This window comes from Clostridium sp., from assembly GCF_050717635.1.
Lineage (GTDB): Bacteria > Bacillota > Clostridia > Clostridiales > Clostridiaceae > Clostridium_AD.
Genome location: NZ_JBOITO010000039.1, coordinates 195,486 through 207,906 on the forward strand (window position 1 = coordinate 195,486; position 12,421 = coordinate 207,906).

Genomic DNA, 12,421 nt, shown 5'->3' on the forward strand with positions numbered 1-12,421 from the left:
CGAAATACATTTAATAATGTAAAGTAAATCTACAACTATCACAGTATATATAACATTTAACGGCTTTACTTTACATTATCATTTACTATACATAACCTTTTTCGTTTGGAGAAAATGGCTTAGCATGAATTAAGACCGTTCCTATGCTAGCGCATATAAATTCAAACTGCTGAGAACGGTATATTTTACCGTTGTCGGTGTAAATTAATTTTGGAATTCCTCTTTTTAACACTGCTTCTTTAAATGAATATCTTAATGATTCATAATTCTGTAAATAGAAGAATTCAGCATGTGTTATTAGCCTAGATGCATCATCAATATATGCGAAAAGATAAGTCTGTTTCTTTTTAGTTCCCACTTTAATATACGGCCCATACATAACGTCTGTTTGCCACAATTCGTTAATGTTTTGATGTGCAAATCTTTTTAAATCTTTTAATTCTTCCTCTGGTAATTGTGTCTTTGGAACCACTTTAAGAAATCTATAAAATGTAGAAAGAGATACAGTATTTGATTGTATAACCTCCTCTTTTAATAACATATCATAAATAACCGTCTTAGGAGCTCTAGGATACTTGTTTACATACTCCAATATCTTTTCTTTTATATCAAATGGGATCTTTCTTATATTACCTTTATCACCTCTAACACTTGGTTTTAAGGCATCTAATCCTTCACGGATGTATTTACAATACCAATTTTCAATTGTTTTGGGCGAATAACTATTAAAACCATAATGTGGCATTTCAATTTGTTGTGCTGCTACTTCTGAAAAATAAGCTTTTTTGTTGGATACTTGTCCATTTATTACTGGACCAAGCAATGAGAATCTTTTTAGAGCTATCGCTGTTCGAGTATTTTCATCAAGCATAATTATTAAACCTCCATTAAATTATTTTTATATCATCATGTCTGATTCTTTTAATATAATATAAAAATATCACAGAGGCATCTATAAATATAGGAAAATACAGTGTTGCTGAATTTTTTATGCAAAGGTATTTATATTTCATTAAATTAATGCTACAATTAAAGTGGTTTTTGTTTGCAAAGCAAAGTTATTAACGTTTCCTCATGGAATCTCTGTGAAAGCATATTGATCGGGCATGACCAATTATTCACGAGAGTTAATACTTTCTTTGCTTTTTCTTTTTTATCCCCCAAATCCTCTGGCAACTTTATCTTAGAATCTAAGACTCTTAATGTAGATTTTATATAGCGTAAATTATCAATAAGCCTTTTAAAATAGTAATATAATAGCTGTCTTGATAAATTCACACCTGTTGATTTCTTTACAATCTCCAAAACTTCTTTAACAGTGCCCTTTCTCTCAAAGTATTCCGTCAAACATATGAATATTTCTTTTATCCCATTGATAAATCTAGGATGACAAAAGTTAGGCAGCATAGAAATAGTATGATTACAGCCTTTACTTGGACAAATATATCTTCGTATTTCAATTTTATCCGAGAATTCTTTGCAATTATAGTATCTTTTATAATAGCCATGTTTTTTAAACCGGCCTATCTTGCCACAGCATGGACATCTTTGAATTGGACCATATTGTGAAAAGCCTTTCCTCATATTTAGCCAATAATCATATGCTATTAATTTAGATAAAAATAGTTTTTGCATAAAAACACCTCTCTTATTATCTATCTTACTACAAAAAAGCCTATAATATAATGAAAAACTTTCTTCACTATACAATAGGTTTGCTATTTACATCTAATTTATTTAATTTGACTTTTAATGTGTAAATTACCTCTGTTAAATTAACGATTCACACTATACTCCTTATAGTTCTTTCTGATCTGGTTAGTTTTCCTTTCATTAATGGTATAAATGTTAAACTTAATAATTCTTCATTTGTAAGTTCTTCATTATTATGGATTTTATTTTTCAAATAATTATATTTTTCATCACCATCTATATTACTCATATAATAAGTTTCTATATAGTATTAGTATAATTTTGGATTTCATGCGAACAATTGTTCTTATTGATTCGCTAGCTTATATTTTATTACCAGCTACAGTTTTCACTTTCAATCTTCTCATAGTCAACCAAACGCGCTTCAGTGTTCATTTTATAGAAACCCTTATCCATAGCCTTCATAAGCTTAGTTACCTTATCATCATCATATTCAATAGAAATCACTTCGCCTGTTTGCAGCATATATAGCTTTAAAATTATCTCATCAGCCTAGAGTAAAGTGAATAGAATTGGTTTCCGCTATAAGCCCTCATTTTTTTTAAAACCATATAAAAGTATAATTTAATATGGATTAAAGCATAATATTAATTAATAGCATCATAAATTTATAGATTCAAAAACTTTACTAATAAAAGTATTCTTATAAATCTTGTAATTACAAATTTATAAAGAAAGAAGGATTTAAATGGCAACGGAAGCAAAAATACAATTAACTTCATCAGAATTAGGTATATTATGGATGATTTATACATCACAGTCAGCAACGCTAACAGTATTTAATTTATTCAGATATAAAACTATTGATATAGAAGCTCAAAACATATTAAACGCCTTCATTACTGACACGACAAGTATAAAAAATATGATTATTAATTTATTTAATGATGTATGTAACCAGTTTAATATCCAGTACACCATTAGGGTTTACTGCATTAGGTACATCTTTTAGTATGAGAAATGATTTGCCTATTAAACTTGGACTTATTTCAAAAGATAAATTGGATTATGCAAAAAAAGGTTCGAAGATAATGATTAAATATAAATGGATGGAACAACCTCCTCAAATGAAAGATAGAAATAAGCACCCCAGGGGTGCTTTTCACTTGATTTTGTCAATATTGGCTGAATACTTTAATAACAGTTCTTTCACTTCACTTTCCTTCATATCTGAAATACCTGTGAGTCTCTGATACATACCTCCTGAATCAGCATAAACTGATTTAACAACTCCAACACCAGGAGCATACCAAACTTTGTAACTATAGCCCGCTTGAGCAAAATTCTGTTTTACTACAATACAATTCTCAAAAGTTTTAAATCCCATATTGCAGCTAACATTTAGCTCTTCAATTTTAAAGCTTACTCCATCCATTGCCCAAGAAGTACCTTCAAGAATTTCACTTGGTAAATATTTTATATAAATTTCAGGATTATAATCATCTATCAAATATATTCCATCATCTCTTTTTACAATATGCTCAGTAAAAACTTCAGACTGCGGAATAATATTAGACATTGACATTAAAGGCACTCCTTCAATATGACCTACCCATACATCTACTTCACCTTCATCACCATCAACATATTTATTATAATATGTATATTTTTTATTTAAAGTTGGTAAATAAGTAGAAGATTTATTTAATTCTTCATTAAGAGTACCTTGTGGTGATTTTTCCACATTCTGATCTGAAACTTTATTATTTTCAGTTGAAGTAGTATTATTTGTTAATACTTTAGGTTTATCTGCAACATTGCCTCCTGAATTAAATTTTTTATAAAAATAATATCCAGACCCAAGTGCAATTATAATTACTGAAATAATAATAATAATAATAATAATATTATTATTATTTAACCCGTTATTCCTATTTACAGGATTTTGTTCACGATTATTTGTTATAATTTCTTCGCTAGTTACTGAGTTCTCAGGGAAACTATTTTCGCTTTCCAGAAATTTAAATCCACACTGGCTACAAAAATCTCCCTCTTCTTCTATAGGACTTCCGCACCGGCTGCAATATTTATCCATTTTACCTCCTCTATTCATTAACCATAATAATTCTTCTCTTTAATTAATTTAGATAACTTTTATATAAATCTTATGGAACACCTGCTTAATATATTCCATTTTTCACCATAAAAAAAATGGTGCCACCCTAGTGGTACTTTTGAAGGAGGAACGACTGAGATTGCTCTCGCTCCCACAAAGGTGACTGTCACCTGTCGAAAGATGCGTCGAAGGTTTAAATTCCGAAAAATGGTGCCACCCACGTGGCAAGTGGCAAAAAAATAATAGATAGGCGCTAAATACCTATCCATCATACTCAGTATTATTCTTTTTCATATGAATCTTTCTCTACCTTCAGTGCAAAGCCCATCTAGACATCCATCATCGATAGCTGACCCTCTATTTTTATAGTGATACCAAAATAAAAAAGCTATAAAAATGTTTTTTACATTTTTATAGCTTATATAATGATTTTTTTTATACAAATAACTCTTGTAGACTAATTAGAATGTCTTCGAATATTTGTGATTTCACTATATCATCTTTGGAGTAGATCTTCGGTTCAGAATATGTGCCACCTTGCTGTAATGAAAATATTTCAACAGTCTTACTCCTAGGCGATATTATCCAATATTCTTTTACCCCGAATCTCATATATAAATCCATCTTTTCTATATAATCTTTTGATGTTGTAGATGGTGATAGAACTTCAACAGCAAGTGTTGGAACGCCTACATAATTTTTTTCATTAAGGCCACTTTTATCACATATAACTACTAAATCTGGTTGAACCTTGCTCTTTTCTCTTTCATTTTCAAATATAACATCAAAAGGAGCAACAAAATGCCTACAGTCTTTACCTTTAAAATAATTGCCAAATTCAGTAGACAAGTTTGTAACAACAATTTGATGTGCTACTGACGGCGCTGCTTGCATATACACTCTTCCATTTATAAACTCTAAGCTTTCATCTCCACTATCCATTATCTCGAACTCTTCATAACTAATTAAATTTTCTTGTGGAATCACTATATCAACTCCCAACATTTTTTATTATACCTTACCCCGGGTCACCTGACCTAATAGTATTATACCATGAATTTTCCTGCCTGTTCTAATTTACCTTTCATTTAAAATGCTATTTTATTTTTGTTAGAAACTAATTATGTCTTTACACAATTTCCATATGGGCAACATAATAATTATTTAAATCATAGTTAAATATATTTTTAGTTGATTTAACATTAATTATGTATTCAAGTGGATTAAGACTTAAAATTTGTAACCTTATAAAAGGTAAATCACTATTTAGTCTTTCATAATCTAATAATAACTCTTTCCTAGTAAAATAAACTTATCATCAATATGCTCCATTGGTCCTCGATAATCTTTTTTATTAGCTTTGATCCAAAAAACGTTACACAAACAGCTATAACCAACCCTAGTTGCTACCAATTTTTCCATTAGAACATCTCCTTTAAAATTTCAGATAATAAAAAAGCTAATCCCTACTTTCTAATCTACAAAAACACTCATAGTATGCCGCTTGGTCCCCTATATCACTTACTGCATCAGTTGTCAGCATATTTACTGATCCACTTTTATGCCACATATCTTGATAAATCATAATTACGTTTTCGCCTACATTATCACTTATAAGTAGATATGCTTCGATTTCACTGTGCTTTGACTTTACTTTTACTAATTGGTTATTTTAAGGAGTTTGCACTTCTCGCCACAACCAGCAACCTTCTCTATACTTACACCAGCTACAGTTTTCACTTTCACTCTTCTCATAGTCAGCCAACCGCACTTCAGTATTCATTTTATAGAAACCCTCATCCATAGCCTTCATAAGCTTAGTTACCTTATCTTCATCATATTCAATAGAAATCACTTCGCCTGTTTGCAGCAGATATAGCTTTAGAATTATCTCATCAGCCTTCAGTAAGGACATTACTGCTTTCCCATATATCATTAATTGATCAGAATATACTTCTTTAAAATGCTGTTCATTATAGGTGTCACTTACTTTGTTAGTCTTATAGTCAATAATTACAGCAATTTTCTTATTACCTTTTTTATATAGCTTCAGTCTATCAATAAAACCATTTATCATCATTTTTTTATCTAGAAGTGGCGCTAGTAGATAGGATACTTCGCTACTACTTTTTATAAGTTCTCCATAAATACATTCATTATTTTCTTTTTCTTCTATTAATAAATAGTTGTTAACAAAGGTTTTTATTTCATCTTCTAAATAATCATCATCTAAAATATCTTTAATATAAGTTTCATAATTCTCATTACCCTGCTTATTCATACGTTCTAAAACCTTATGAACAAGTAATCCTTTATCTGTTGCCTTCATATTATTTTTAGCTGGATCTTCAAGTTGCTTTGCGCTATCTATTCCACTTTCTAAATCTGCTGCTTTTCCTTGTAGTTTCACTTCCAGTATTTTTGTGTAATCCTCATACCTTCCACCTAAAATATTTTCATAATAATATTTTCTCGGGCAACTACTATAGCTCATGTATTTTGAAGCACTGGCATAGACTCTTGGTTTAATTTGTGGTTTATATAAAATTCTTTTTCTTATACCTACCTCATCTATTATTTCCTCTTCTTTTATATTGTGTTCCTGCACCTGTATTTGCTCCATATCCTCTGAATTCATAAAAGCTATTATGTCTAGACATGCTCTACCATCACTCATTGCATATTTTATCATCTTTCCGTAAGTATTTATATTTCCCACTATGTTTTCATCACACAATTCAAAGTTTCCATCATACTCCTCTTCTTTACCTGTGAGTACAATGTGCTGTTTGGCTCTGGTCATAGCAACATATAATATTCTTATTTCTTCATGGATTTCTCCTATTAATTTTTCATTTAGAGCCCCCATAAATTCACTGTTTTCTTCTCCACTCATGTTATATCTTGAAAGTATTTTTCCTTTATAGTGTATAAATCCTACCTTCTTATTTTGATTTTTACTTAAATTAATTACGTTTCTTTCAATACTCGGCACAATAACTGCTTCAAATTCAAGTCCTTTTGAAGCGTGTATTGTCATTACCTTTACTGCCTCTGAATCTTCTGTATCAAGTGCTGCCTCAGCTTCACTATTACTATTATCACTCAGACACTCAATGTATTCTATAAATTCTCCGCTACTAAAAAATTCTTCATTATCGTACTTCTCTGCCAGCCTCAAAAGCTTTTCTACATTTCGTAGCATTTGTGCTCCATTAGGTTTAGAAAGATATATTTCTCTAATTCCGCGACCGTCTATTATACACTCTAATATTCTTACAACACTCATTTTTTTTGCTGAAGCTTCCAATTCTTTTAGGTATTCATAGGACTTAAGAAGACTGCTCCTTTGATACTCCTCCGAAAGCTCCTGTGCTGTACACGCCATAGCATCAACATAAGATCTATCCCCTATTTCCAGCTCCTTTTGTCTTACTTTTAGGAGCACATCGTCTGGAAGTTGAAACAGTGGACTTTTAAGTACTGATAAAAGTTTAATTAACTGCTGATCTGTCTGTTTTTCATTAAACCCATTGACAGCTAACTCGTATAAATCTAGTATGTTCTTTGTTTCACTCTTTTCATAGAACCCAGTTCCACCAATTATACAGTAAGGTATTTTATATTTGCACAGCTGTTCTTCAATATCTGGGACTATATTTCTGCTTCGTACAAGTATACAGATATCTTTAAAGTTTAGTCCTTTATCTCTCAAAAGCTTTATTGATTTTATTACTGCTTCCGGTCCTTTAGAGGGCTTTGTCATAACCTCTCCAAAACTCTCTTTTATTCTTTCTAGAATTGCTACAAATTCTTCAATTCCTCTTTTTTCTTTTATTATTGCCTTTGCCTCTTTTATTACATCTAAATCCTCTGATTTTTCACCACTATAGGTAACTATATTTATTCTTTTTTCTATTTTATTATTATTATTCTGATTTTCATCCTCGTCTTTATGCTTAAGTGGTTGATAGTCTTCTATAAGGTACTGAAATATTTCATTTATACCCTTTATAATCTCAGGTTTACTTCTATAGCATATATTAAGAGACTTCAGTCCACTTTCCCCCATATCCTTAGATACCCTTTTAAATATTGTAGAATCTGTTCCCCTGAAACCATAAATAGCTTGCTTAAAATCCCCAACTATAAAGAGTTTCCTCGGAATTAATTTTCCACTATCATCTGCTGTAAGCTTGTATAATATTTTTCTTTGAAGTTCATTGGTATCCTGAAATTCGTCTACTAAAAAATTCTTGTATCTATCCTTATAATTATTACACATAAGCTTATTCTCTAGTATTTCAAATGCTTTCTTTTGAAGATCTCCAAAATCTAACACATCTTTTGATAACTTGTACTGATAATAGCTCTCATCTAATTCACTAACTATTTTTAAAATAAAGCTAGCTAACTTCTCCCCTTTTACTTTTTCTGAAATTTCATAAACACTCTCACTAGTTTCAGCTATATCCTCTCTAAGCTTTAGTATGTCACTGCACAATTGTTCTCCTAAATCATCATTTTCATATAAATTATAAAGTTGACTAACTTCTATGCTATAATTTTCATTAGAAACCATGGTACCAATTATTTCAGAAAGTTTTTCTTTTAGAAATACAGTCTTTTGAATTTGATTAATTATGCCAAAATTAAAATCAATACCAAAAAACGCAGCATTTTCTCTAACGATTGTTGCACAAAAGCTATGGATAGTATTAATATTAGCTCTGTTTAGATTATCTAACTGTTGCTGCCATAATGCCCTACTTTGCTTATCTTCTATTGCAATCTTATCCAGTATTCCCGATCTAATTCTACTTTTCATCTCTAGTGCAGCTTTATCAGTAAATGTTATAGCTACAATTTCATCTATGGAAGTACCACTATCTAGCAGTGTTAGGAACCTGCTAGTTAAAACTCTTGTCTTGCCAGAGCCTGCTCCTGCTGAAAGGGAAATATTTTTCTGGACATCCACCGCTGCACTTTGCTCTTTGTTTAGTCCAAAGAATTTGGCAAAGCTAAACTTCTCTTTAATGTGCATCTGAATCACCTCCATTAAAAGCTACATTTTCTAAAAATATCTTATTCTTGTTATATCTGCATACATTTTTAAAGGAGCAACTATATCCACCATAACTTTTCCCATCAAAAGAGTCACAATTAGATTTGTAGTTAAACTTTCCTTTTTTTATGTCCTTAGCTGCATCTATTACAAGTTCTTTTACATACCTGGTGAGTATATTAAACATATCTTTATTTACATCAAAGTGTTTTCTACCAAAATCAGTAGAGGCTTTGTACTCAGTTCTATACAAACCTTCTTTAATTAGGCCAGTCTTATTCTGCTTTTCTACGCTTAAATAAATAAGACCCATGCAATCTAATTCTCTACTTTTTAGTAATTTACTAAATTTATTTTTTAATAAATATTCCACCATATAATAGTAAATTACAATTTGGCAATCTTCTCTTCCTAGCATTGATGTAATATCAGATACTTTGCTCTTCTTGTAATCATATACCATATATTTACCTGTAGGTTTAAACTGATTGTCCACATACTCAAATTCTAAATCAACCCTATCCACCACGCAGGAAATAGGTACTCCAAAGACCTCTTGTTCTTTAATTTTTTCTTCAATTAAAAATGGGACAAGAATATTTTTAGTATCTTTTAAATATTTTTTCATTCTTTTAGCGTCATGCTCTAAAAAATTATTTAATGTATTTCTATAGCCTTCCAAGATGTTTTCTCTCTGCTCTTCATTTATATCTAGCACTCTAAGATTTTGTCTTTCATCATCAAATATCTTATTAAACTTATCCACATTAAATATCAGGTCTATTTTACCATTATCGATTAAATAAAGTTCTTCTATTATAGTATTTTCGTAATATCTTTTCAAAACCTCATGATAGAAAGTTCCTATTTCGAGAGGATTAAACTTATCTTCTTCCTCTTTTACATCCCTAATTCCAAAAACTTGTTGCATATAATACTGATAAGGACATCTGAAATATGTTCCTACTGCTGATGGCTTAAAATACCCCCTCTTATCCTCTGCGTAATCACTGCCAATCCAGCCTTCATAATTATTATAGCCTTCTTCCGATTCTCTATGATATTCAACAAAGCACCTTGTAAAATAGTCTTTTATATTTCCTTCAAATTCCTGAGCTAAGGATATTCTCTTTTCTATATCCATACCAGTAAAGCCCTTATAGTATTTTTCAAATATATCCTTTAGGACCACTGTTTTTAATTCCAATTCGCTCATAACCTGATTTAAACTTATATTGAATCTATCCCTCATAGTCAAAGATTTTTCTTCTTTGAGTCCCGTTAAAAATTTAATTTCCTCCACAAAGGAAGACGCTATGGCAAAGCCACCCTCTTCACTTGCACCTCTATAAGAAAGTGTTATGCTCTCTTTTGCAGCTGCTAATGTGAGATTGAATCTTATCTTCTCCCTTGAAAGCTCATATTTGTAATTTCTATAATTAATACCTTGTGTGTAAAGCTTGTCTACTTCCCTATCAGTAAATAAACCTGCGTTTTTAACAACCCCTGGTACTTCCCCTTCATTTAACCCAAGTATATATACATGCTTATAAAATACTCCCTTAGCAAGGTCAGTATTTAAAATCTTAACTCCATCTCTATTCATATTTTCAATTGTTATTGTTGAATTTAAGGCGGAATCCTTTAAGAAACCCACAAATATGTTACTCTCCATCTTATTTTCAAGCATATCGCAGATTTCAAAATTATTTCTTAGATTTTTGAGAAGTTTCTTTAAGCCTTCATAGCCTTTCAGTAAGACCTTATCCTCAAAGGACAAATCACTACTCAGCCCATTTAAAAATACCGGTTTAATTATTTCATGATATTCTAAAAACTTTTCCTCAAGTATATTAAGCCATGCAGAAACTGATTTTATATTTCCCTCTTCATTTTCTTCAAAACTTTTAATTATTTTTCTAACCTCTAATGAATCAGTAAGAGGAATTTTATAGATCATCTCAACTGGAATTTTAAACTCCTTAAATATCTTTATAATACTTGAGGAATAAAGAGTACTTTTATTCACAAATACTGCTACTTCTGAAACCTCATCGCCACCCATTAAGGATCTTTTAATTTCTCTAGCAGTTTCTCTAACCTCTGCTTGTATGCAAGGATACTTATTTATTTTTATACATTTAAATTCTTCTGGGGTATTTTGGTTTGAATTAAGATTTGATTTCAGCTTTTCTCCTGAGTAAAGCATTCTTGATAACAGTTTTATATTTTCATCACTTTCATACTCTCCATCTAAATTATCTTCTACATCAAAATCCATAGTCTGAAGCTTACTCACAATCTCTTCCCTTATAAAGGGCTCAATAAGATTATTTCTAAAGGAGCTGTTTACATATATATGTATGTCTTTGTTCTTTGATATTTCATTTATAAGTTTCAGATTTACCACATCTATATTAATAAATCCATCTAATATAATTGCATCATAATCATCAAACACCTTACTCGTTTTCACAAATTCAACGGCCTTTAGTGATATATCATTTATGTCATAGACATTATTATCACTTAGACTTTTATTATAAGCCTTATAAATGATATAAATATCTTCTAGTTTGCTCTTTAAAATTTCATTTTCTTCATTATTTATTATGTTTATCAGATCATCTTCAGTTACAGTTTGCCTTTTTAGTGCCTTTATGAAGGATCTGATTTCTTCAATAAAGCCACTCTTTGTGCATATTTTCTTGTAATATGTAAGGTTTTCTATGGATTCTTCACATATGCCTGCTATTAAAATCTGTTCAAACTCTTCATATATAATTCTTTCACTGTTTATATGTGGCTCTATGATAAGTTCTTCAAGTTCATCCAAGGTGATAATATATGAATTGATAATTCCTTGATTCTTATCTATAAGTGCATATCTAACGTCTGTTATAGCTTCTCTAGAGGGTAATATATAAATGAAGTTTTTACCCTTTTTCTGAAGTTCTGAGCAGTATTCTAGAAGTTTTTCTCGTCTTTTAGTAAATAGTTTTTCAAAATAAATAATCTTATTCATGGGTACATCTCCTATGGCAAATAGACTTTTATTGGGATATTTTACTTTATTATATCATAAAAGTGCCACCCACGTGGCAAGTGGCATGTGGGGAAATAAATAAAGCAAGCAGTAACTTTTGGTTACGGCTTGCTAATGATATAAAAATAAAACTTAAAATGAAAACCTTATAAAATTTCTCCTTCTAAGAATTCAAAGAAAGACCCGTATAATTTTTTATTTTGGTTACTTCTAGACTCATATACAATTCCCTGTCCATCTAATGTAATTAGTATATCGCCCGTTCCATAATCCTGTATTACAATATACTTTTCTAAACTATTCCCATGAATCTCCCTTTCTTCCAACGTTGAACTAACAACATTAAGATACCCATTTACACCCAACCCAAAAATTTCATTGCTACCTGATACCAACACCCCAAAATTTTCAAGGAATGTTCTATATTCATTATTAAATTTAAAATTAAGTTCTTTTTCCGCCTGATTTATCATTTCGTCATTAACTTTCCCAGTAGTTCTAGCATTAGAATTACTAATTAACTTCACAATATCTCTCATTT

Annotated in this window: 12 protein-coding genes and 1 pseudogene; 2 read left to right on the forward strand and 11 right to left on the reverse strand. The window is 30.5% G+C overall.

Annotated elements, in window-relative coordinates; translation table 11 throughout:
* Window positions 1-85: 85 nt before the first annotated feature.
* From ACREWB_RS19850 to ACREWB_RS19865, 4 genes are all read right to left on the reverse strand, one after another.
* Window positions 86-871: a DDE-type integrase/transposase/recombinase gene (locus ACREWB_RS19850; RefSeq protein WP_431549195.1), complete on the reverse strand. Its 786-nt coding sequence runs from the start codon at window positions 869-871 to the stop codon at window positions 86-88.
* 158 nt (window positions 872-1,029) lie between these two features.
* On the reverse strand, window positions 1,030-1,635 hold the full coding sequence (locus tag ACREWB_RS19855; protein ID WP_431549097.1) for a hypothetical protein: 606 nt from the start codon (window positions 1,633-1,635) through the stop codon (window positions 1,030-1,032).
* A gap of 148 nt (window positions 1,636-1,783) precedes the next feature.
* A complete protein-coding gene (locus ACREWB_RS19860; protein WP_431549196.1) occupies window positions 1,784-1,942 on the reverse strand; it encodes a hypothetical protein in 159 nt (52 codons plus the stop codon).
* Window positions 1,943-2,025: 83 nt separating this feature from the next.
* Window positions 2,026-2,178 carry a hypothetical protein gene (locus ACREWB_RS19865; protein ID WP_431549197.1) on the reverse strand — a complete coding sequence of 51 codons (153 nt, stop codon included), beginning with the start codon at window positions 2,176-2,178 and terminating at the stop codon, window positions 2,026-2,028.
* A gap of 223 nt (window positions 2,179-2,401) precedes the next feature.
* On the opposite strand from ACREWB_RS19865, the gene ACREWB_RS19870 reads away from it, so the two are divergent.
* Together ACREWB_RS19870 and ACREWB_RS19875 are read left to right on the forward strand one after the other, a co-directional pair.
* Entirely contained in the window at window positions 2,402-2,665 is a 264-nt protein-coding gene (locus ACREWB_RS19870) for a hypothetical protein (RefSeq protein ID WP_431549198.1), read from the forward strand.
* The gene (locus ACREWB_RS19875) at window positions 2,601-2,906 is read left to right on the forward strand and encodes a DUF3231 family protein (protein ID WP_431549365.1); all 306 of its coding nucleotides are present in this window, start codon (window positions 2,601-2,603) and stop codon (window positions 2,904-2,906) included. Before ACREWB_RS19870 ends, ACREWB_RS19875 begins: the two co-directional genes overlap by 65 nt.
* Here the strand turns inward: ACREWB_RS19875 and ACREWB_RS19880 are convergent.
* From ACREWB_RS19880 to ACREWB_RS19910, 7 genes and pseudogenes are all read right to left on the reverse strand, one after another.
* A complete protein-coding gene (locus tag ACREWB_RS19880) occupies window positions 2,816-3,748 on the reverse strand; it encodes a zinc ribbon domain-containing protein (protein ID WP_431549199.1) in 933 nt (310 codons plus the stop codon). The two genes, ACREWB_RS19875 and ACREWB_RS19880, sit on opposite strands and share 91 nt — an antisense overlap.
* Window positions 3,749-4,204: 456 nt before the next feature.
* The gene (locus ACREWB_RS19885; RefSeq protein WP_431549200.1) at window positions 4,205-4,756 is read right to left on the reverse strand and encodes a Uma2 family endonuclease; all 552 of its coding nucleotides are present in this window, start codon (window positions 4,754-4,756) and stop codon (window positions 4,205-4,207) included.
* A 294-nt stretch (window positions 4,757-5,050) separates the two neighbouring features.
* Entirely contained in the window at window positions 5,051-5,191 is a 141-nt protein-coding gene (locus ACREWB_RS19890) for a hypothetical protein (RefSeq protein WP_431549201.1), read from the reverse strand.
* A gap of 37 nt (window positions 5,192-5,228) precedes the next feature.
* Window positions 5,229-5,426 (reverse strand): annotated as a pseudogene (locus tag ACREWB_RS19895) (molybdopterin dinucleotide binding domain-containing protein); the annotation flags it as partial.
* 15 nt (window positions 5,427-5,441) lie between these two features.
* Complete coding sequence (locus ACREWB_RS19900; RefSeq protein WP_431549202.1) at window positions 5,442-8,813, reverse strand: UvrD-helicase domain-containing protein; 3,372 nt, start codon at window positions 8,811-8,813, stop codon at window positions 5,442-5,444.
* Complete coding sequence (locus ACREWB_RS19905; RefSeq protein WP_431549203.1) at window positions 8,803-11,859, reverse strand: PD-(D/E)XK nuclease family protein; 3,057 nt, start codon at window positions 11,857-11,859, stop codon at window positions 8,803-8,805. Before ACREWB_RS19905 ends, ACREWB_RS19900 begins: the two co-directional genes overlap by 11 nt.
* 167 nt (window positions 11,860-12,026) lie before the next feature.
* Window positions 12,027-12,419 (reverse strand): SMI1/KNR4 family protein, encoded by a 393-nt coding sequence (locus ACREWB_RS19910; RefSeq protein WP_431549204.1) that lies wholly within the window; start codon window positions 12,417-12,419, stop codon window positions 12,027-12,029.
* Window positions 12,420-12,421: the final 2 nt, after the last annotated feature.